Annotated in this window: 23 protein-coding genes and 1 pseudogene; 15 read left to right on the top strand and 9 right to left on the bottom strand. The window is 72.2% G+C overall.

What is annotated here, in order from left to right; genetic code table 11:
- Positions 1-246: 246 nt before the first annotated feature.
- The 4 genes from MXD95_RS24275 to MXD95_RS24260 all read left to right on the top strand — a co-directional run bounded on the left by MXD95_RS24275 (position 247) and on the right by MXD95_RS24260 (position 3,384).
- A complete protein-coding gene (locus MXD95_RS24275; RefSeq protein WP_250643041.1) occupies positions 247-1,188 on the top strand; it encodes a ribose-phosphate diphosphokinase in 942 nt (313 codons plus the stop codon).
- A 105-nt stretch (positions 1,189-1,293) separates the two neighbouring features.
- A complete protein-coding gene (locus MXD95_RS24270) occupies positions 1,294-1,740 on the top strand; it encodes an ArsR/SmtB family transcription factor (RefSeq protein ID WP_250643040.1) in 447 nt (148 codons plus the stop codon).
- A gap of 152 nt (positions 1,741-1,892) precedes the next feature.
- Positions 1,893-2,915 (top strand): cation diffusion facilitator family transporter, encoded by a 1,023-nt coding sequence (locus MXD95_RS24265; protein WP_250643039.1) that lies wholly within the window; start codon positions 1,893-1,895, stop codon positions 2,913-2,915.
- Positions 2,916-2,928: 13 nt separating this feature from the next.
- Complete coding sequence (locus MXD95_RS24260) at positions 2,929-3,384, top strand: cupin domain-containing protein (RefSeq protein ID WP_250643038.1); 456 nt, start codon at positions 2,929-2,931, stop codon at positions 3,382-3,384.
- Positions 3,385-3,781: 397 nt separating this feature from the next.
- On the opposite strand, the gene MXD95_RS24255 is transcribed toward MXD95_RS24260, so the two are convergent.
- Positions 3,782-4,996: a beta-ketoacyl-[acyl-carrier-protein] synthase family protein gene (locus MXD95_RS24255; RefSeq protein WP_250643037.1), complete on the bottom strand. Its 1,215-nt coding sequence runs from the start codon at positions 4,994-4,996 to the stop codon at positions 3,782-3,784.
- A gap of 321 nt (positions 4,997-5,317) precedes the next feature.
- The gene (locus MXD95_RS24250) at positions 5,318-6,115 is read right to left on the bottom strand and encodes an enoyl-CoA hydratase-related protein (RefSeq protein ID WP_250643036.1); all 798 of its coding nucleotides are present in this window, start codon (positions 6,113-6,115) and stop codon (positions 5,318-5,320) included.
- A 419-nt stretch (positions 6,116-6,534) separates the two neighbouring features.
- On the opposite strand from MXD95_RS24250, the gene MXD95_RS24245 reads away from it, so the two are divergent.
- Positions 6,535-7,350 carry a DUF2345 domain-containing protein gene (locus MXD95_RS24245; protein WP_250643035.1) on the top strand — a complete coding sequence of 272 codons (816 nt, stop codon included), beginning with the start codon at positions 6,535-6,537 and terminating at the stop codon, positions 7,348-7,350.
- A 59-nt stretch (positions 7,351-7,409) separates the two neighbouring features.
- On the opposite strand, the gene MXD95_RS24240 is transcribed toward MXD95_RS24245, so the two are convergent.
- Positions 7,410-7,853 carry a TIGR03618 family F420-dependent PPOX class oxidoreductase gene (locus tag MXD95_RS24240; RefSeq protein WP_250643034.1) on the bottom strand — a complete coding sequence of 148 codons (444 nt, stop codon included), beginning with the start codon at positions 7,851-7,853 and terminating at the stop codon, positions 7,410-7,412.
- Positions 7,854-8,479: 626 nt separating this feature from the next.
- Here MXD95_RS24240 and MXD95_RS24235 point away from each other — a divergent pair.
- Positions 8,480-9,238: a hypothetical protein gene (locus MXD95_RS24235; protein ID WP_250643033.1), complete on the top strand. Its 759-nt coding sequence runs from the start codon at positions 8,480-8,482 to the stop codon at positions 9,236-9,238.
- A gap of 110 nt (positions 9,239-9,348) precedes the next feature.
- Here the strand turns inward: MXD95_RS24235 and MXD95_RS24230 are convergent, their stop codons facing one another.
- Positions 9,349-11,067 (bottom strand): hypothetical protein, encoded by a 1,719-nt coding sequence (locus MXD95_RS24230; protein WP_250643032.1) that lies wholly within the window; start codon positions 11,065-11,067, stop codon positions 9,349-9,351.
- A 445-nt stretch (positions 11,068-11,512) separates the two neighbouring features.
- Here MXD95_RS24230 and MXD95_RS24225 point away from each other — a divergent pair, with 445 nt between their 5' ends.
- From MXD95_RS24225 to MXD95_RS24210, 4 genes are all read left to right on the top strand, one after another.
- Positions 11,513-11,959: a hypothetical protein gene (locus MXD95_RS24225; protein ID WP_250643031.1), complete on the top strand. Its 447-nt coding sequence runs from the start codon at positions 11,513-11,515 to the stop codon at positions 11,957-11,959.
- Between the two features lie 261 nt (positions 11,960-12,220).
- Positions 12,221-12,634 carry a hypothetical protein gene (locus MXD95_RS24220; RefSeq protein WP_250643030.1) on the top strand — a complete coding sequence of 138 codons (414 nt, stop codon included), beginning with the start codon at positions 12,221-12,223 and terminating at the stop codon, positions 12,632-12,634.
- Between the two features lie 364 nt (positions 12,635-12,998).
- Positions 12,999-13,676, top strand: a complete 678-nt coding sequence (locus tag MXD95_RS24215) for a toll/interleukin-1 receptor domain-containing protein (RefSeq protein ID WP_308301571.1) — start codon at positions 12,999-13,001, stop codon at positions 13,674-13,676.
- Complete coding sequence (locus MXD95_RS24210) at positions 13,607-13,897, top strand: Tn3 family transposase (protein ID WP_308301574.1); 291 nt, start codon at positions 13,607-13,609, stop codon at positions 13,895-13,897. Before MXD95_RS24215 ends, MXD95_RS24210 begins: the two co-directional genes overlap by 70 nt.
- 76 nt (positions 13,898-13,973) lie before the next feature.
- Here MXD95_RS24210 and MXD95_RS24205 read toward each other — a convergent pair whose 3' ends face one another.
- Positions 13,974-14,447 carry a MarR family winged helix-turn-helix transcriptional regulator gene (locus tag MXD95_RS24205; RefSeq protein ID WP_250643028.1) on the bottom strand — a complete coding sequence of 158 codons (474 nt, stop codon included), beginning with the start codon at positions 14,445-14,447 and terminating at the stop codon, positions 13,974-13,976.
- A 76-nt stretch (positions 14,448-14,523) separates the two neighbouring features.
- On the opposite strand from MXD95_RS24205, the gene MXD95_RS24200 reads away from it, so the two are divergent.
- From MXD95_RS24200 to MXD95_RS24190, 3 genes are all read left to right on the top strand, one after another.
- Entirely contained in the window at positions 14,524-15,561 is a 1,038-nt protein-coding gene (locus tag MXD95_RS24200) for an LLM class flavin-dependent oxidoreductase (protein WP_250643027.1), read from the top strand.
- Entirely contained in the window at positions 15,558-16,256 is a 699-nt protein-coding gene (locus MXD95_RS24195) for an NADPH-dependent F420 reductase (RefSeq protein WP_250643026.1), read from the top strand. Before MXD95_RS24200 ends, MXD95_RS24195 begins: the two co-directional genes overlap by 4 nt.
- A gap of 197 nt (positions 16,257-16,453) precedes the next feature.
- Positions 16,454-17,029 (top strand): NADPH-dependent FMN reductase, encoded by a 576-nt coding sequence (locus tag MXD95_RS24190; protein WP_250643025.1) that lies wholly within the window; start codon positions 16,454-16,456, stop codon positions 17,027-17,029.
- A gap of 97 nt (positions 17,030-17,126) precedes the next feature.
- On the opposite strand, the gene MXD95_RS24185 is transcribed toward MXD95_RS24190, so the two are convergent.
- The 3 genes from MXD95_RS24185 to MXD95_RS24175 form a co-directional block, all read right to left on the bottom strand.
- Positions 17,127-17,267, bottom strand: coding sequence for a helix-turn-helix domain-containing protein (locus tag MXD95_RS24185; protein ID WP_250643024.1), 141 nt, complete (start codon positions 17,265-17,267; stop codon positions 17,127-17,129).
- Between the two features lie 20 nt (positions 17,268-17,287).
- The gene (locus MXD95_RS24180; protein WP_250643023.1) at positions 17,288-18,508 is read right to left on the bottom strand and encodes a malic enzyme-like protein; all 1,221 of its coding nucleotides are present in this window, start codon (positions 18,506-18,508) and stop codon (positions 17,288-17,290) included.
- A 76-nt stretch (positions 18,509-18,584) separates the two neighbouring features.
- Complete coding sequence (locus MXD95_RS24175; RefSeq protein WP_250643059.1) at positions 18,585-18,926, bottom strand: ArsR/SmtB family transcription factor; 342 nt, start codon at positions 18,924-18,926, stop codon at positions 18,585-18,587.
- Between the two features lie 230 nt (positions 18,927-19,156).
- Between MXD95_RS24175 and MXD95_RS29405 the strand changes: the two are divergent.
- Positions 19,157-19,282: pseudogene (locus MXD95_RS29405) on the top strand (hypothetical protein); the annotation flags it as partial.
- 164 nt (positions 19,283-19,446) lie between these two features.
- Positions 19,447-20,097: a recombinase family protein gene (locus MXD95_RS24170; RefSeq protein WP_250643022.1), complete on the top strand. Its 651-nt coding sequence runs from the start codon at positions 19,447-19,449 to the stop codon at positions 20,095-20,097.
- Between the two features lie 56 nt (positions 20,098-20,153).
- Here the strand turns inward: MXD95_RS24170 and MXD95_RS24165 are convergent, their stop codons facing one another.
- Positions 20,154-20,294, bottom strand: coding sequence for a hypothetical protein (locus tag MXD95_RS24165; protein ID WP_250643021.1), 141 nt, complete (start codon positions 20,292-20,294; stop codon positions 20,154-20,156).

Below are 20,294 nucleotides of genomic sequence, written 5' to 3'. Positions count from 1 at the left end.
GGGGACGTTCGGTCAGGCCGCGCGTCACGGCACCATGTTCCGAACGGCACCATGGTCCGATGCATGCGCGCCAGGCACGGCCGGTGTCGTGGCGGCCGCGTCGCATCGGCGGCGGGTCGAGGCATGCCGCGTCGCGGTGCCGTGGACGCGGTGGCGCGACGGGAACTCGCGTGGCCGGGACTGGCGGAGCGTGCCGCGGGCCCGCAACGGGGCGGGACGCCGGAGAGCAGAACACAGGAGCGGACCGTGCGCGACATCGCCGTCTTCAGCGGCAGTGCCCATCCCACCCTCGCCGAGGAGATCTGCACGCATCTGGGGGTGCCGTTGCACCGGGTGCGGGTGCAGCGTTTCGCCAATGACTGCCTGGAGGTGCAGCTGCCGGCGAACTGCCGGGAACGCGACGTGTTCCTCATCCAGCCGCTCGTCACCCCGGTGCAGGAGAATCTCGTCGAGCTGCTGCTCATGCTGGACGCGGCGCGCGGGGCCTCGGCGGCGCGGACCACCGTCGTACTCCCTCACTACGCCTACGCCCGTTCGGACAAGAAGGACGCGCCGCGCATCTCCATCGGCGGGCGGCTCGTCGCCGACCTGCTGGTGGCGGCGGGGGCGAGCCGGGTGCTGGCGATGACGCTGCACTCGCCGCAGGTGCACGGGTTCTTCAGTGTTCCGGTCGACCATCTGCACGCGTTGCGGGAGCTGGCCGCGCACTTTCGCCGCCTCGACCTGTCGAACACCACCGTCGTCTCCCCGGATCTCGGCAACGCGAAGGAGGCGGCGGCGTTCGCCCGGATGCTCGGGGTGGGGGTCGCGGCCGGTGCCAAGCAGCGTTTCGCCGACGACCGGGTGACCATCTCCACCGTGATCGGCGAGGTCGCCGGCCGTGACGTCATCGTCCTCGACGACGAGATCGCCAAGGGTTCGACGGTGCTGGAGCTGCTGGATCGACTGCGGGAGCTGGACGTTCGTTCGGTGCGGGTGGCCTGTACGCACGGGCTGTTCTCGTCCGGGGCGCTCAAGCGGATCGCCGACCAGCCGGAGGTCACCGAGATCGTGTGCACCAACACGGTGCCGGTGCCCTTCGCCGAACGAGCGCCGAAACTGACCGTGCTCACCGTCGCGCCACCACTGGCCGAGGCGATCCGGCGCATCCACAACGGCGAATCCGTCAGCGCCCTGTTCGACGCCTGAACACCCCCGCCCCGCGGACGTCCGCGCTCGTCGGAGATCATCCGCGGTGCCGCGGGCCGATGGTTCAGGGTTGGCTGACGTCAGCATCCGCTGTACCGTCGAGGCATGGTTACCGCGGCGTCGTCGGCGGAGGTTCTGGCCCGGTTCGGGCATGCGTTGTCCGATCCGACCCGCGCCCGGCTGTTGCTGGTGTTGCGTTCGGGCGGGGCCTACCCGTCGCAGCTGGCCGAGGTGCTCGGGGTGAGCCGGACGAATCTGTCCAACCATCTGGCCTGCCTGCGTGGCTGCGGCCTGGTCGTCGCGACGCCGGAGGGTCGCCGTCAGCGGTACGAGCTGGCTGACGGCAAGCTGCGCCACGCGCTCGGTGACCTGCTCGAGGTGGTGCTCGCGGTGGATCCCGACCATCTACACGCCTTCGTCGCCGACCTCGACCCCGACCTCGACCCCGACGTCGACCCCGGTCCGGCCGCCGGGGTGACCCGCGTTCTCGGCCCAGCCGCGGCGGATCCGGTGACGGCGGGAACCGCCCACGCGGATGGAAGGGTGTCATGACCGGGCCTCTTCGCGACCGTGGCCCGGGCCATCCGGCCGAGGGACCCCACACCCAGAAACATGATCATCATGCTGATGGTCGTGAGGCGCGTGGTCGGGCGTCGCGGGGTCGTGGCGATCAGGGTCATGCCGGTCACAGCCATCAGCACGGGGTGGCGCTCGGGCGGACGACGGCGGCGCAGCGGCGGCGGTTGTGGACGGCGGCCGGGCTGAACCTGGTGATCGTCGGGTTGCAGGCGGTCGCGGGGTTCGCCGCCGGGTCGGTGGGTCTGCTCGCGGACGCCGGGCACAACCTGACCGACACCGCCGGGGTCGCCCTCGCACTGGTCGCGCTGATCCTCTCGCGGCGCCCGCCCTCGGCGCACCGCACGTTCGGCGGGGTGCGCTGGCCGGTCCTCGCCGCCCAGGCGAACGCCGCGGCGATTCTGGTGGTCACGGCGCTGCTCGCCGTCGAGGCGCTGCGCCGGCTCGGGTCGTCGGCGAGCGTCGACGGCCCGCTCGTGGCGGTGGTCGCCCTGGTCGCCGCGGTGATGAACGGGGGATGTGCGCTGGCGGTGCGCGAGCGTGACGCCGACCTGAACACCCGGGCCGCCGTGCTGCACCTGGCCGGGGACGCCGCGGTGTCGATCGCGGTGGCCGCCAGCGGCCTGGTGATCTGGCTGGTCGGTGGCTGGTACTGGCTCGACCCGGCGGTGTCGCTGGCGATCTCCCTGCTCATCGCCACGCAGGGGGTGCGGGTGCTGGTCAGCGCCTCGCGGGTGCTGCTGGAGGCCACCCCGGAGAACCTCGACGTCGACGCGGTACGGGCCGACATCCTGGGCCACGATCACGTTCTCGACGTCCACGACCTGCACGTCTGGAGCCTGTCCGACCGGGTGTTCGCCGCCTCGGTGCACGTCGCGCTCGGCCACCTGGACGTGAGCGACGGTGGTGACGGCGGGCATCCGAGCCTGGCCCAGGCCCGCGAGGTGGCCGGCGAGATCCGGGGGATGCTCGCCGCCCGGCACGGCATCACCCATGTCACCGTCGAGGCCGAGTGCGAGCCGTGCGTCCCCCCGCCCGGGGATCCCTGCGGCATCGCGTTCGAGCGCCCCCCGTCCGCCGCCGTGCCCCTGCCCGTGCCCGCCACCCGCTCGCATTCGGCGCGCGGCTCGGATCCCGCCGCGCCACGCTGAGATACTGGGGTCCATGACCCATGGCGCGGTGATCCGACCGGTGGACGCGCGGACCTTCCCGTACGCGGGGCAGCCGATGGCGGTGCTCGCCGAGCCGACGCCCGGGGTGGACTCGCTGGCCGCCGCGGAGATGCTCGTCCCGGCGCGCTTCGCGGGCCCCGTGCCACACGCGCACCACGGTTTCGACGAGGCCCTGTACATCCTCGACGGGGTGCTGCTGCTCACCTACGGCCATGACGATCCGGTCGAGGCCGCGGCCGGCACGTTCTGCATGGCGCCGCGCGGAGTGCGCCACACCTTCGCCAATCCGGACAGCTCACCGGTGCGGGTGCTCGGCCTGTGGACGCCGGGAGACGCCGGGCTGCGGTTCATGACGGACATCGGCGCGGCGATGCCCCCCGGCGGCGCACCGGATCCCGAGCTGGTCGCGGACCTCTACCGCCGCCACGGCAGCGACCTGCTCCCCTGAACCCCGCCGTCCGGCCTCCACCGCCAGACAGTGCCCACCCGCCGTCCAGCCTCCACCGGAGAACCCCGGCGGCCCAAAGCCACTCTTCGTGACGGCGCTGGCGAGGCCAAGATCCAAGGAGGTCGCCGCGGGGGTCTTCGTGTCCGATTTGCCCCCCACGACGACCTGGTTAGGCGGATCTTGCCCGCCGGCCGACCGCACGGCGTGGCGATCATGGGATGTGGGCGGGAGTTGCCGGGCTGGGAGCGCGGGCATGGGGGGCGGGGCGAGGGCGAGGGGCGGGCGCAGGAGGTAAGTGGGCGGGTGGGCTGGAGGGCGGCGAGCCAGGCGGCGGTGGCCTGGGCGGCGGTGGGCCGGGGAGCGGTGGGTCGGAGGGCGGGGGCCAGGCGGCGGGGGGTCAGGCGGCGGTGAAGACCAGGGCGGCGTTGTGGCCGCCGAAGCCGAAGGCGTTGGCGACCGCGGCGTGCAGCACGCCCGCGCGGGCGGTGCCGGTGACGACGTCGAGTTTGACCGCCGGGTCGAGGGTGTCGAGGTTGCGGGTCGGCGGGATGAGGCCGTCGCGCAGGGCACAGATGGTGGCGACCGCGCCGATGGCGCCGGCGGCGCCCAGGGTGTGCCCGGTCATCGACTTGGTGGCGGTGACGGCGGGATGGCTGCCGATCGCCGTCTCGATCGCCTCCGCCTCCCGCGGGTCGCCGGCGGGGGTCGAGGTGGCATGGGCGTGCACGAGGTCGACGTCGGTGGGGGCGACCCCGGCGCGGGCGAGCGCGGTGGTGATCGCGCGGGCCTGGTTCTCGGGATCGGCGGTGACGATGTCGACGGCGTCACAGTTCACCGCCTGGCCCGCGGCCACCGCGATCGGGCGGGCACCGCGGGCGGCGGCGAACGACTCGCGTTCCAGGACGACGATCGCGACCCCCTCGCCGAGGACGAAGCCGTCGCGGTCGGTGTCGAAGGGCCGTGAGGCGGCCGCCGGGTCATCGTGGCGGGTGGACAGGGCCCGCATCTGCGCGAACGCGGCGAGCGGCAGATTGTCCACGGGTGCCTCGACGCCACCGGCGACGACGACGTCGGCCTGCCCATGCTCGATCATCTCCATGCCGAGCGCGATCGCCTCCGCACCGGACGCGCAGGCGCTGACCGGGGTGCGGGCACCCGCGCGGGCGCCGAGATCGATGGCGACCCAGGCCGCCGGGCCGTTGGCCATCAGCATGATGATCGCGTGCGGGGACATCCGGCGGGCCCTGCCGGCCTCGACGATACGGTGCTGGGTGAGGGTGGACTGCACACCGCCGTAGCCGGTGCCGATGACGACCGCGAGGCGGTGCGGGTCGACCTCGGGCCGACCGGCATGCGCCCAGGCCTCGCGGGCGGCGACGAGCGCCATCTGCTCGCCGCGGTCGAGCTTGCGGGCCTCCGTGCGGGGAAGACGGGCCGCTGGGTCGACGGGCAGGCGGCCGGCGAGCCGGACCGGGAGGTCACGGGCCCAGTCGTCCTCGATCAGGCTCACGCCGGAGGCGCCGGCGAGCAGGCCGTCCCAGCTGGTGGGCAGGTCGCCGCCGAGCGGGGTCATCGCGCCGATCCCGGTGACCATGATTCTTTCGTGTGCCATCCGCTCGTCCCTTCATCCATGCCGGGACGGCAGGACCGTCGCCGCCCCGGCGTTGCTCGTCGGCGGCTCCCGCCGACGTGTTCCCTCGACGACCACCGTCAGCGCCCCGCGGGTACAGCCGTGGCCGCCGCGCCGCTGCCCTCGACCGGTTACGTCGAGCTGTGGGGTCCACCCTGGCAGCCGCGGTGGTGTCCGGCCCAGGGCTGGTGGCGCCGAGAGGGACGGCCGATGCTTGTAGCCGACCGACAAAAGCGGGGTCGGGGTCGTCCTCCACCCGCACGACCTCGGGCGGGCCCGTACGCAGGCACGCCGCTGCCCGCGTTACCGGCCTGTCCAGACCGGTTCGCGTTTGGCCAGATATGCCGCCGCGCCCTCCTTCGCGTCCTCGCTGGCGAACACGGAGCCCCGCAGCTCGGCCAGGCGGGTGAAGGCGGCCGGCGGATCGGCGGCGGCGAGGCGGACGATCTGCTTGCTGACCGCGACGGCCAGCGGAGCGTTGGCGGTGATCCGGGCGGCGAGCGCGAGCGCGACGTCGAGCACCTGATCCGGGGGGACGACCCGGTTGACCAGGCCGAGGGCCTTCGCGCGGGCGCCGTCGACGAGGTCGCCGGTGAGCACGAGTTCGAGGGCGAGCGCGACGGGCAGCCGGCTGCCGAGGAGTACGCCCCCACCGCCGCCGGAGATCAGCCCGCGTCTGACCTCCGGCAGGCCGTAGCGGCCCTGGTCGGAGACGACGACCAGATCGCAGGCCAGCAGCAGCTCGAAGCCGCCGCCGACCGCGGTGCCGCCTGCGGCCCCGATCACCGGCACCGTGATCTCGCCCCGCATGAACCGGTCGAACGCGGCATATCCCGCCTGGTGTTGTTCGGTGGGTTCGAACGTCATCCCGTCGGAGAACGCCGTGAGGTCCATGCCGACGCAGAACGCCCGGTCACCGGCCGCGGTGAGCACGACGGCCCGGATCCACGGGTCGTTCTCGGCCTCGAGCAGCGCCGCGCCCAGCTCACCGACGAGCGTCATGGTCAGCGCGTTGCGCGCCGCCGGCCGGTTGAGCGCCGCGAGCAGGACCGGACCGCGGCGTTCCGCCAGCAGCTCGTCCTCGGTGGTGGCCGTCGTCATCGCCGCTCCCCCTGCTGTTGGTGGCGCTGCTGTTGGCGGTGGCACCGTCGGTGGTGGCACCGGTCGGTGGCGCCGCGGTCATCGGATGTCGCCAGTTCGGATGTCGCCAGTGTGGGCGCGGTCGGTGGACTCGGCGAGTTCGGCTGAGTTCGGCGGTCGGGGGGGCGAGGGGGCGGGAAATCGTCCGATCTGAATGTCTGCGGCTGTATTTGGTGGGGATCGGTCGTCGTCCTGTCCTGGAATGCGACGGCGACGGCCCCGGTGTGGAGCACACAATCCGCGGCCGGCTGCCGCTAACCTGTGCGCGGTTCACGTTTCACTCGTGGGAATACCGAGCCGGCGGGTTGCGCGAATGTTCCGTTGGCGCCCGACCCGTCTCGGCGACGGTCATTCCCGGCCGGGCGCTGAGGAGACATTCCATGACGTATTTCGCATCCCCTCGCAGGTGCAGATTCCCCTGTGGCGGTGACCGGTACCGGGGGGCGACGCGGGGGGTTTCCCGGTTCGTCGCCGGCGGGGCGACGATCGCGATGACGGGGCTGTTCGCCCTGGGCGGCGCGCACAGCGCGCAGGCCGGCGCGTCGATCTGGGCCAGCTGCCCCGGTGGCCGGACCACCGAGGTGCGCGAGCCCGGCACGACACCCGCCGCGCGGGGTGGCACCGGTGGACCGGACCATGTGAACGCCGGCTACTACGCCTCCATCGGCACGCGCTGGCCACCGACCACCTACCAGCTCTGCCGAACGAAGCCGGCCCACGGGCCGAAGGCGGGCCGGCCCGCCGTCAAGATCCTGCACCAGGGCTGCCCGAACGGCCTGGTGACCTTCGGTGTCCCCCGTCCCGCCGGCGGCACCGGCACGGGCGGTCCGCCGGTCACCTGGGGGACGTTCCTGCCCTCGGGCTGGTACGACCTGTCGGTCCCGCCCAGCGGTGTGCCGGGATGGACCGCCCTGTGCTGGTCGCCGAACAAGCCCACGAAGGGCCACGCGCACCATCGTGGCCACGCGCCGACCGGTCGCCTGTCCATCCCGGGTGTGGTGACGCTTCCGGGCTCCGGGTCGGTGGCCGTGACGGCGCCCGGCTCGGGGTCGTTGTCGGTGACCTCGAAGGACGGTTCCGCCATCGACGTCGGACCGTCCGGCATCTCGATCGACGGAGGCGGGATCACCCTCGGATCACCCGGCTCGATCTCGGTCACCGGCACACCCGGCTCGGTCGTCATCGGCCCCAACTGACGGGCAGGCGGGGCGCAGCGCGGCGGGAGAAGGGCGGCGGGAGAGCGGCGGGCGCAGGTTCAGGGGCCGTAGACGCGGGTGGGAGTGAGGAACACCGCGGTCCGGCGCTGCTCGAGCATGACCCGGTCGTAGGTGGGCCAGTCGTCGTGGGTGCCGCCGGCCGCGGTGAAGATCTCCCGCAGCAGCAGCCGCAGCCGCTCGCCGTCAACCCCTTCCCACGGATCGTCCGGGCCGACGAGCCGCGCCGTGCCCTCGACCGTCGCCCACCGCCAGCCCGAGCGCACGGTCGCGCTCGCCGCCGGCCGGGCCCGCAGGTGCCCGAGCTTCACCGCACCGTAGGTGACGAACGCGACCACCGGGCTCGCGGCCTCGTCCAACGGATGGCCCATGAACGCGACGTTCACGACGGACGCCTGGATACCGCCGTCCGCCCGCAACGTGGAGATCACGGCCAGGCCGCTCTCCGCCCGGCCAAGCGCGGCGGCGTCCTCGAAGCTGGTCACGTCGTCGTTCACCCTTCGTCGCGACAGTCGCCCGACCCACCCGGGCAGGGCCCGCGTGGCCGACGTCCGTGTGATGACGTCTCGTCCGCGACGCTCCGCGGTCGGCAAGGCCCCCGTAGGCGGGGAATCTCCGTGCGTGAGCGTTCCCGTCCGCCGGGATCCCCGCCCGGTCACCTCACGCCCGTGATGGTCGGGCCTGTGTGGTCGATGGTAGGCGGGCGCCGGGGATTCCTCGCGCCGAGAGGACTCATGGCCCCCCACCGCCAGGCCAGGCCCACCTGCGCCACGCTCACCTGCGCCACGCCCGGCGCGGCGAAGGGCAGGTCACTCTCGCCGCCGCCCGTGCTCGCCCTGGTGGCCCACCGATCCGCCCGGCTGGCGGCATCCGCACCGAATGAGACCAAGGATGCGCGAACCGTGGTGTGCCGACCTGCCCTCGCCTATACGATTCGCGCAGAACTGACCGGATGAGACAGAACTGACCGGACGAGACTGACCGGACGAGGATGTGACGGGCGGGTTCACCGATGCGTTCCGAAGGGGAAATCGCTCCTTCCGATTCAGGCCGCGGACCGGTCCAACCCTGGTCGAGCACACCAGCGGACAGCTTCCCGCCCGGCGGTGGCGTGGCGAAGTACGCCCCGGGCCACCGCGCCCCGGCGGTGCCAGACCGGAAACGGGCGTCGCACACGTTCCGCGCGCAGGCTCTGGACTTCGGCGCCAACGGGAAACTGCGCGACGAGTGCTGGAAGGACCTGGACCGCGCGGTCAAGGCCCGCATCGAGGCCCGGACCGGCCCGATCCAGGCCTGGTGGGCGATCCCGCAGTCCGACGACGAGCGGATCAAGGCCGTCGCCTTCGGCCCGGGGGGACTCTGCCTCGCCGAGCCGACGATCCGCACCGACCACTCCCCGGCCTACCGGCTCAACTCGTACGTGGCACGCGAGGGTTCGTTGCGGCGCACGCCGATCGAGCATCGGCCCCCACCCGCCCCCCGACCCGCTCGCGGCCGGGGTCGGGGGCGGGGCGCCGACCAGGCCCTCACGTCCTACCTGCCGCCACCGCAGGCCGCCGCGGCGCCCCCGATCGCCCTGGGCCAGGACGCGGCCCGGGCCTTCGGCTACCTGCCCGCCCACGCCCAGCACCTGCTGCAGGAGCCGTTCCTGCACGGGCAGGAGATGCTGCGGACCGAATGGCACTACGAGGGCCGCGCCACCGACGGCTGGCCATCCGAACTGTCCAACTACACCTTCGTCCTGGCCGGCCCGGCCCAGGTGACCGTCGCGGCCGGAACCATGATCGTGCCCGCGGGCCACACGGCCGAGACCGCGCACTGGTCGCTGGTCTGCTACCGCGCCGACGTCGCCCGCCGAATCGGCCGGTAACGCCCACGGCGGAACACGGCGGCGGCGGCCGGGGCGGCAGGGGCCCGCAAGCGCCCTCTTTGCCGTTTCTCTTTGCCGCTCCTCTTTCCTGGGGCCTTCCGTGCGCCGGCTCAGTCCTGCGTCGAGGGCACGGCAGGCGTTGCGGAGGGGGCGGCGCGCAGGGCGCGTAGTTCGGCGGCGAGGTCGTCGGCCTGGCGTTCGGCGCGTTCGGCGCGCAGGCGGGCCTCGGCGCGGGCGTCGGCGAGGACGGCGAGGCGTTCGGTGGCGGCCTGGCGTTCGGCGTCGAGGCGGTGCTCGAGTTCGGCGCGTAGCCGCTGGGTTTCCGCGGCGGCGGTGGCGGTGGCGCGTTCGAGGGCGGCACTGGCCTGTTCACGCAGCTGACGGGCCTGGGCGTCGGCGTCGGCACGGGCACGGGCGAGGTCGGCGTCGGCGCTCTGGCGCAGGCGCAGCGCCTCGGCCCGTTCGGCGCGGATGTCCTCGCGTAGCGCGTCGCGTTCGGCGCGCAGTTCGGCGGTGATCCGCGCGTCGCGTTCGGCGTCGCGGCGCAGCTGGGCGAGGTCGGACTGGGCCTGGTCGCGGGCGGCACCGGCCTCGGCGACGCGAGCGTCGGCGTCGGCGCGGGCACGTTCGACGCGGGTCTCGGCGTCGGCGCGCGCGGCCTGTGTCTCGACGCGGGCCGTCTCCACCGCGGCGGTGATGGCCGCCTCGGCCTGTGCGCGTGCGGCCTGGGCGGCGGCGTTGGCCTTCGCCACCTCGTCGTCGGCGGCGGCCAGGCGGCGTTCGGTGTTCTCCAGCGCGGTCACGGCGTCGGCGGCGACGGCCTCGGCGTCGGCGCGCGACGTGGTGGCGGCGCGGGCGTTCTGCTCGGCGCGCACGGCCCGCGCGACCGCCTCGGCGACGCGTTCGGCGGCTTCGGCCTCGGCGGCCTCGACCTGCGCCTCGGCGGCGGCGACGTCCCCGAGAACGGACATCTGCGCCGCGAACGCCTCCAGGGTGGCGGCGAGGTCGGCGGCGAGGGCCTGGACCTGGCCGGCGAGGTCCTCGGCGCGGGCACGTCGGGTGGCCAGGGCCCGCCCGACCGCGCTGGTCGCGTCCACGCCTTCGCCGGAGGCGAGCCGGGCGCCGTGCGTGCCGGTGGCGGCGCCGGGCCGGGTGGCGAGGTCGCGGCGCCGGCGGTAGGCCGAGAGCCGGTTGTGCGCCGGGTCGTCGCAGTAGGCCGGGGGCCGGCCCGGCCCGTCGGCCGGCGCGGGCGGGCGGGCGCAGCCGGGAAATCCGCACCGGACCCCCGTCACCGCCGGCGCCGCGGAGATGGATCCCGGAGTCGATCCCTGGGGGGCGGACCCGGGCGGTGTGGATGCCGCGCCGGCCGGGGTCGGGACGGGGGCGGCCGAGGGCCGGCCGGCCGGGGCCGGTTCGGGGCCGCGTCGGCGGCGGGCCCGGGACTGGCGGGCCTGCTCGGACCCGCTCGCGGTCATCCCCCCGCCCTGGCCTGGCCCTCGGCCCGACTCGCGGTCCTCTGCCATGAACTCACTCACGGAAGGGCCCTCCATCTCAAGGCCGTCGATCTCAACGCCGTCGGACTCCAGGCCGTCGGACTCACCGCCGTCGGCGTCGGGGGAGGGCAGGGCGCGCGCCACGGCTTCGCCCTCGAGACCGTCGCCCTCAGGACCGTCGACGACGTCGTTCGGCGGGGCCGCCTCCGCGCCGGCGCGCGGTGCCGACCCGCCCGCGGGGGGCTCGACGGCCGGGCGAGGCGAGGGCGGGCGGAACGGCTCGTGCGGCTCCGGGGGCTCCTCGCGTTGGCGCGGCGGCCCTGGCACTCGACTCATCCCACGTCCCCTTCCCTCACCCGACATCCCACAGCCTACCAATCGTCATTACGTATCGGCGCATGAGCCGATACATCCTAGAGTATCGTAGATGACGATACGAAAAATGAAACGTAAGTTCGCCCGGAGTGTCGTCGTCTGACGCGCGAGAAGGAAGGGTTATCGCGCGTGAGGATGCGATCATGGAAGAGGGCTGTCGCGCCGCGCCGTCCGCTCGGGCATCCCTGGGCGGTGTGAACCAAGGACTGCGTGAACCAAGGACTGTGGGCCCTGGGTGCGCGGAGCGACTCGGATCGTCGCCTCTCCCCTTGTCGGGGAATGGTCACTCTTCGCTGACGCCGTATGGGCGGACCGTGGTAGCTTCGATCGGAATAAGCAGTTTCGGCAGTGGATGCGCACGTAGTGGAGCCCCATGGGAGACGCGGCTGACGCAGACAGACGATGGGTGGCGGGAACTGTCACCGCCGCCCTCGCACTGGGCGCCTTTTTCGGCATCCAGAACTTCACGCAGTTGAAGGCCCTGCTCACACCCGGCTCCAGCACCGGCGGCGCGCCCACGTCCGCCACGGCCAGCTGCTCGCATTTCTCGCCCTACTGCAACAGAGTGCATTTCGTTGTCTCCGGTACACAGTTCGCGGGGAGATGCAGTGATCTCAGCGGCTGTCCCGTGTCCGGCACGTTCACCAACATGGGCACCAGGGCCGGCCAGGCATCCGTGATCTTCACCCTCAACCGGGACGAGAACTCCGGAGGCGAGCGGGTGGGGAGCTGTTCCGCGCCCATTCCCGTAGCCATCGAGAACGGGGTGGTGACCGCCGGGTGCACCATCTACCCCCTGGCCTCCAGCGGACGGATCACCCTGACAGCATTGATCGACAATCCGATTTACTGACCTGGTCTCATGCCCGCACGCCGGAGATCGGCAGCTGGGCGTCGTCGGCGGACAGAAGGTGTGGTGCCGGTGGAGGAGAGGACGGCGTCGGTCGCGGACAACGAGGCGTGGCGGGGGAACCACCGGGCTGCCGCGAGGGGCAGCGCCGTGGGGGTCTGAGGGATATCCCGCCTGGCCATCACGTGCTCGACACGTGCCTGACTGAGGCGGCTACCCAGTCGATAAGGTGCTTTCCTCACAGAACATCGCAGGGGGGACACTATGCGTAAACTGCTGATCGCCGTGATGGCTCTTTCGGTCACGATAGGCATCGCAGGCTGCAACACCAGCTCAGGCGGTGGTTCGACGTCCAGCTCGGGCAGCACCAGCAGCAAGCCGGCCAGCGGCCCGGCGCACGCCGAAGACGTGGCGATCACGGCGTGTGCCGCGGACCCGACGACCAGTTTCGCGGAGGCGAAAGTCACGGTCACCAACCACAGCTCGAAGACGTCGAACTATGCGATCACCATCGCGTTCGAATCCCAGGACGGGAAGACCCAGATCGGAACGGGGCTGGTCGCCGTGACCAACCTGGCCCCCGGCCAGCAGTCCCCGCAGGACGCGAACAGCCTGGTCGCCGCTACCGGGCCGTTCACCTGCAAGGTCGCCGAGATCACCCGGTACGCGGCCGCCTAGCGGACGAGCCGGGGACCCGGCCGGGACCCCGGCAACGGGCCTTGGCCACGCTCGTCCGGAACTGGCCGTTCCGCTCGCCGCACTGCCGAACGGCAGGCAATGCTGTGTCCTCGACGCCCTCTGCTGATGCCCTCGGGAGCGCGGGTGTCGGACCTGGAGCGGCGGCAGGGCCACTGTGGTCCGAGTTACCGGTTTCGTGTCCGATTTGCCCTACCAGAACGACCCAACAGCGACCCGCGATCCGATCAACGGGGTCGAGGTTGAGCACCGGCGGTGACGCCGGTCGTTCCACCACCACCGGAAGCTCTGACCACCCGCCACCCCCGAGCCGGGGTGACTACGGCGCGCGGAAGGATCATGCGCTGTGTCCGATACGGGGGATTTGAGCACGGTGGCGCAGTGGGACTTCTTTGTCTCCTACACCGGCGCGGATAGCGCATGGGCGGAGTGGATCGCCTGGCATCTGGAAGCCGCCGGCTACTCGGTGCTGATCCAGGCGTGGGACTTCGTCCCCGGATCCAACTGGGCCGTGGGGATGCAGCAGGGCGTCGCCGGGGCACAGCGGACCATCGCCCTTCTCTCGCACGCCTACCTGGGGTCCGTCTACGGGCAGTCCGAATGGCGCGCAGCCCTGACGGCCGACCCCCATGGATTCCAGCGGAAGCTTCTCCCGGTACGCGTCGAGGACTGCCCGCGGCCGGGGCTCCTCGAAACGGTCGTCTCCATAGACCTCTTCGGCCAGAAAGCAGATGACGCTCGGGCGCGTCTGCTCGAAGGCGTGGGCCACGCACTGGCCGGCCGGGCAAAACCTACGGCCACACCTGATTTTCCCAGTGGTCACGCGGCCCTGCGGGCCTTGCCGGAATTCCCCGGCTCCGCCTCGACGAGACCTCACGCACACGGGAACGCTTCAGCGCGAAACCAGGGGGCCGCGGGGCCAGCAGGTGAAGCGTCCGGCCGCGAGGTCAGCACCTGGACGGGGAGCACGCCCAGGACGACGCCGACGCCGCCAACCACCTGGCGCCCACCGGAGATCACCTGATCCAGCTCCTCGACGTACTGCAGGCGGCGGTCGCGTTCGTCAATACCCTGCTCGTGCAGGACGTCCTGGCCGAACCGACATGGGCGGGCACCCTCACCGCACCCGACCGGCGCGGACTGACGCCGCTGTTCTGGACGCATGTCGCCCCGTACGGCGAGGTCAGGCTCAACATGGCCAAGCGGTTGGAGTTGCGCGGTGATGCCCACGCGGCTGTCCGGTGACGGTGTCAGCCGAGGTGGGCGGACATGACGCGGACATAACGTGGTGTGGCAGTGGTTTACCGGCCCGGGATGGTTGTCATTCGGTCGGGCGCGGGCCGCGCAGGTGGGCTTGCAGGGCGGCGGCGATGTCGCCGGCGGCGGCGAGCTGATCGGCGGTGAGGGCGTCGATGAACAGTTCACGCACGGCGCGCAGGTGCGGGACGGTGGCGGCGTGGAACGCCTCGCTACCGGTGGGTTCGAGGACGACGTCGGCGCCACGGTTGTCGGTGGCGCACTCCTCGCGCCGGATCAGCTGCCGACGTTGCATCCGGCCGAGGTGGTGCGACAGGCGGCTGCGTTCCCAGCCGATGTGGGCTGCCAGTTCGGACGAGCGCAGGCGGTTGTCGGTGGCCTCGCTCAGGGCGAGCAGCACGGCGTAGTCACCCGGTGAGAGCCCGGTGTCGCTGTACAGGCGTGCCGCGAGCAGGGTGCTGAGTGCCTGAGTGGTTTCGACGAACTCCCGCCAGGTGCGCAGTTCCTCGCGTGTGGGCAGTTTTCGTGGCCCCGGCATGACGCCCACCTCCAGCAGTTGACACGTCAATCATATGGCGCCATAGTTGACACGTCAATCACTGGAGGTGGCCGTCATGAGCGATCTTGTTTTCGGTCTCGACACGTTTGGTGACGTGCCGGTCGACGACTCCGGCGCGCCCGTCTCGCACGCGGCGTCGATCCGGCAGGTCGTCGACGAGGCGGTACTCGCCGACGACCTCGGCGTCGATGTGATCGCGCTCGGCGAGCACCACCGCCCGGAGTACTCGATCTCCACCCCGGAGACGGTTCTGGCCGGGATCGCCGCCCGTACCTCGCGCATCACGCTGGCCTCGGGTGTCACGGTGCTGAGCTCCGACGACCCGGTGCGGGTCTTCCAGCGGTTCGCGACGGTGGACGCCATCTCCCATGGCCGCGCCCAGGTGATCCTCGGCCGGGGCTCGTTCACCGAGTCGTTCCCGCTGTTCGGCTACGACCTGGCCGACTACGAGGTGCTGTTCGAGGAGAAGCTCGAGCTGTTCGTGAAGCTGCTCGACGAGAAGCCGGTCACCTGGAGCGGCACCACTCGCGCCGCGCTGCACGACGCCGACGTGTTTCCCAAGACCGAATCCGGGCGCCTGGACACCTGGGTCGGGGTTGGCGGCTCCCCACAGTCGGTGGTGCGCACGGCCCGCCACGGGCTGCCACTGATGCTGGCCGTCATCGGCGGTGACCCGAAGCGTTTCGCGCCCCACGTCGACCTGTACAGACGGGCCGCCGAGCAGCTGGGAACGCTCGCGCACCCGGTCGGCATGCACTCGCCCGGCTTCGTCGCCGACACCGACGAACACGCCAAAGAGCTGTTCTACCCGGCCTACAAGGTGATGCGGGACCGGATCGGCGCGTTGCGCGGCTGGCCACCGCTGCGCCGAGCGGAGTTCGACGCCGAGGTGGCACACGGTTCGCTGTACATCGGTTCACCGGAAACCGTCGCCCACAAGATCGCCCGAGCCGTCACGGCGCTGGACGTGGGCCGCTTCGACCTCATCTACTCCGTCGGGGCCCAGTCGGCCAGCGCGCGGATGCGCTCGGTCGAGCTGTTCGGCGCGAAGGTACTGCCCATGGTCCGCGACATCCTGGCGAGCCAGCGATGACCACCCTCGCCATCCTGGGGGCCGGCAAGGTCGGCACGGTCCTGGCCCGCCTCGCGGCTGACGCCGGCTACCAGGTCCTGGTCGCCGGCTCCGGTGAGCCGTCGAAGATCGAACTGATCGTGCGAGTCCTCGCCCCGGGCGCGATCACCGCGACCGCCGCCGAGGCCGCCGAGGCCGCCGACATCGTGGTGCTGGCCCTTCCATTGGGCAAACACCGCACCGTCCCGGCTGAGGCGCTGCGCGGCAAACTCGTCATCGACGCCATGAACTACTGGTGGGAGGTCGACGGGATCCGTGACGACCTGACCGATCCGCGCACCTCCTCCAGCGAGACGGTCCAGGCGTTCCTGCCCCAGTCGCGGATCGTCAAGGCGTTCAACCACATGGGCTACCACGACCTGGAGGATGGCGCCCGGCCCGCAGGGGCCCCCGGCCGCAGGGCGATCGCGGTCGCCGGCGACGACCCGGATGACGTCACGGCGGTCACCGCCGTGGTCGACGCCCTCGGGTTCGACCCGGTCGTCGCCGGTCCACTGGCCGAGGGCGTACGCATGGAACCCGGCACCGACGTGTTCGGCGCGAACACCGACGCCACCGAGATCCGCGCGATGCTCGACCGCTTCGACGAGTCCGACCGCGGCCGCCTCGTCGCCCAGGCCCGCGCCACGCCCATCACCGCCGCCGCGCGGCGGTGAACCACCACACCTTGCCATCCCCTCCAGATCCGCAGCCACCGCCTTGCCCGTTCATGTCCTGGGGCCGCTTCGGCCCGTACGCGTTCTGACCCTCGCTTTCCTGAAACGGCCCAAACCAGGGCTGACCCGACTATTCAACCGCAATCTGCTGGCTCAGCAGCCCTACCTCGCACCATCAACGAGAAACGAGGAATCCTGTGACCCGCATCGGCATCATCCTCGGCAGCACCCGCCCCAACCGCAACGGCGAGGCTGTCGCCCGCTGGGTGTACGACGTCGCCGCCCAGCGCAGCGACGCGCAGTTCGAGCTGGTCGACCTGCGTGACTTCCCGCTGCCGCACCTCGACGAGCCGATCCCGCCGTCGATGGGCCAGTACCAGAACGAGCACACCAAGCAGTGGGCGAACAAGATCGCCTCGTTCGAGGGGTTCGTCCTCGTCACGCCGGAGTACAACCACGGCACCTCCGGGGTACTGAAGAACGCCATCGACTACCTGTACGCCGAGTGGAACAACAAGGCCGTCGGCTTCGTCTCCTACGGCTCCGTCGGCGGTGCCCGCGCTGTCGAGCACCTGCGCCTGGTCGCCGGCGAACTGCAGATGGCCGACGTCCGCCAGCAGGTCACCCTCGTGCTGGCCACCGAGTTCGAGAACTACAGCGTCTTCAAGCCCGGCGACTACCAGCTACCCCAGCTCACCACCCTGCTCGACCAGGTCGTCGCCTGGAGCACGGCGCTCGCGCCGCTGCGCCAGCGCGCCACCGCCTCCGCCTGACGCGGCGGGCGCCGACCTCATCACCGCAGGTACAAGCCCGCATCTTCCGGTACCGCCCCGCCCGCGGACAGGGCGATCAGAGGCACCCACACCTTGACTATGTGAGGGCCGTGGCCCGCTCGACCGCCCGGTACACCGTCGAGCGGGCCACCCCGAACAGCTCCGCCAGCTCCGCGCTCGTGTGCCCACCGGCGGCGTGCAACGCCGCCAGGTGGGCTTCCCGCCACGGGTTCAGCATCCCATGTGCGAAAGACGGGCCTAGCGGCCGGCGGCGAGGACCTCGATGGCGGCCGCCGCGACGGCGGGAGCGAGGCGTGGGTGGTCGAGCGCAGGCAGCAGCGCGCCGGGGGGTGTCGCGGCGACGAGGGCGTGCACGGCGGCGACCCGAGCCTTGCTGGTGATCGGCCGGCGGGTGGTGACGGCCGCGCGCAGCAACCCGGGCAACGCGTGCAGCGGACGGGGCCCGCGGGTGGCAGCGGCCAGCGGAGGAGGGGTTTCCGGGCGGGCTCGCAGGACGAACACGCCCGGCGGCGGCGCCGCCAGCCCGATCAGATCGACGATCAGGTCGAGGTCGGCGGCGAGCCGGTGCAACGCTTGGATGCCGTACTCGACCGGGTCGTAGAGCGTGAGATCACCGACGCCGACCGCGACCAGCATGCCGGCCAGGTCCCCCCCTCGGGCCGGATCCACCACGGCCACGCGGGCGCGGCCCGGGGTGACGCCGCGCGCCCGCAGGTAGCCCAGCACCGCGGCGGTGGCGGCGACGGCGAGGCCGTCGTTGACCGTGTCGAGCAGCAGGTGGGACTCGGACCCGAGCGCGGCGCGGGCGGCGTCGACACGGTGCAGATGGGTGTGGACCAGCACGGTGGCGGCGAACCCCGGGGCGAGCAGGGCGATCGCGGTCGCCAGGTCGCCCGGGTCGCGGGCGGCGACCGGCAGCGGGACGACGTCCAGGCCGGTGGCCAGGTGCAGGTGCAGCGCCTGGGACTCGACCGCCGGCAGGGCCGCCTCGGGGGCGAGCGGCTCGAAGTCCAGCACCGCGCTGGCATCGGTGAGCAGCGCCACCCGGCGGGAACGGCCGGTGAACCGGTCGACGTGACGGGGATGGTCTGCCAGGTAGTCGATGACGCGCCGGTCGGCGTCCGCATCGGACAACGCCAGGTCGTGGCTGGTCGTGGTCGCCGCGCAGGCCCGCTGGACGAGTTTGCCGGTGGACGCGGCGGCGAAGACCAGGTCCTCGGCCAGCAGCAGGTCCGCGCCCAGCCGCTGGCGCAGCGCACCGACGAGCCAGCGCAACGTGGGACCGCCGTCGGCGTCCAGGGTGATGCGACGATCACCGGCGGGATCCGACTCGTCGGAGTGCACCGTGATCGTGCCGGGAGCATCGGCCACGACCGCCGCGACGGTCGCCGCCGCCGGCCCCCGGACGCGGATCCGCATGCTGTAGGCGGGCTTCGTCCCGGGCGGATTCGTGGTCATCGCCCGGACGCCCGGACGCCCGGCCCGAACGGCACCGTCCACGCTCGGGGCGCTCGGGGCGGTGCGGCTCCCGCGGTCACCGCACACTCGTCTCGGCCTCGCGGAGCTCCTCGAGCAGCCCGGCCTGACCGGCGAGCATCCCGGTGAGGATCCGCCGCGCGGCCTGCATCAACTCGGCCACGTCGACCCCGGCCAGCGCGTAGACCACGGTCGAACCGTCGCGGGTGGCGGTCACGATCCCCGACCGGCGCAACACCGCAAGCTGCTGCGACAGGCTCGAGGGTTCGATCTCGATCGCTGCCAACAGGTCCCGTACCGGCGTGGGACCGGCCTGCAGCAGCTCCAGCACCCGGATCCGCACCGGATGCCCCAACATCCGAAAGAACTCCGCCTTCGCCTGGTACAGCGGCACCTGCACTGCCACCCACCCCCTCCGGACACCCCACGCGCGACGGCCGAGGCCACAAGGTTCCACGCTCGAAATCTACTATGTAGTCAATTGAAGAATTATGTAATTTCTTGTCCGCCGCCTGCCGCAGGCCTCGTCCGATCGAGAAAAATCTGCGACGCAGCGGAGCCGGCCGTTGCGTAGAACAGCAAGATCTTCTACTTTCCGTCACCGGAGCAGGACGGTCCGAAGGCCGACACGTGCTGATCGCGGGCTACGGACCGGTCGGCGCGGTGCTGGCAGCACTGCCCGGCGCACGCGGGCTGTCGGTCGCCGTCATCGAGCCGCGCCACGAGCCCATGGCGCTGCCCCGTGCGGTGGGCGTCGACGAGAAGACGCAGCAGCGGGAACGGCGCCGCCACGTCGAAACGGTGATCGCCGGAGCGCTGCGGATCGGCCGCCTCGTGCAGACGACCAACCCGCCCCTCTCCCGGCTCACCCGCACCCCCTGCTGGTCACCCTCGACCGCACCCCGGGCCTGCGCCAGGCGTTGCGTCGCGGCCTCACCCACCAGCGCCCCCGCCTGCCCGGGCGGATCGCCGGCCCGCTGCCCGGCGCCGGCGTCGTCCTGCCCAACCCCCGCCTGCGCACCCTCGACGGCCACCTCGTCCAGCTCGACGATCTTCTGTTCGAGGAGGACCCGGGCACCTCCAGCCGCCTCCACCCGCTCCAGCGACCGAAGTTCCGCGAGCTGCTCACGTACGCGCGGCCGGGCGACACCGTCCACATCTCCGAGATGTTCCGCCTCGTACGCGGGACCGGGCACATCCTCGACGTGCTCGACGTCCTGCACCGCGAGCAGGGAGCACTGCGCATCCACGACGGCGCGTTCTCCGCGATGGACCTCACCGCCCGCCACCCGCGCACCGGCGAACTGCTCTCCGCCGTGAAGTTCATGGTGCGGACCCTCGCCGCCGCCGGCGACCTCCAGCGAGACCTCCAGCGCGAGCTGACCTACGACGGACTGCGCGCCGCCGAGGCCAAGGGCAGCAAGGGCGGACGCCGCCCGGCCGTGGCGACCACGAAGACCGGCGACGTGCGCACCGCGTACCTGGAAGGCCGCTCCATCGCCGCCCTCGCCCGCGACCACGGAGTCAGCCGCGGCGCGATCCGCACGGCCGTCGCCGACCTCCGGCCATGATGTGCGACTCCGGAGATCATGATTGTGATCCGGGTCGCGGCGCGCGGAGAACCGACTCAGACGGCAACCCGGAAAAGGGCATCGAGAAGCCGGCCTGTGGCAGCCATGGCCTTCGCCTCCTCGTTCGCCTCCGACAACGCCCACCGTAGCACCTTGATCCGCTCGACTCCGTCGCCGTGGACTCGACCAGCGTCCAC

It is taken from the genome of Frankia sp. AiPa1 (assembly GCF_023243075.1).
Lineage (GTDB): Bacteria > Actinomycetota > Actinomycetes > Frankiales > Frankiaceae > Frankia.
The sequence above is the reverse complement of the archived record's forward strand: the minus strand, read 5'-3'. Positions and strand labels throughout refer to the sequence as shown.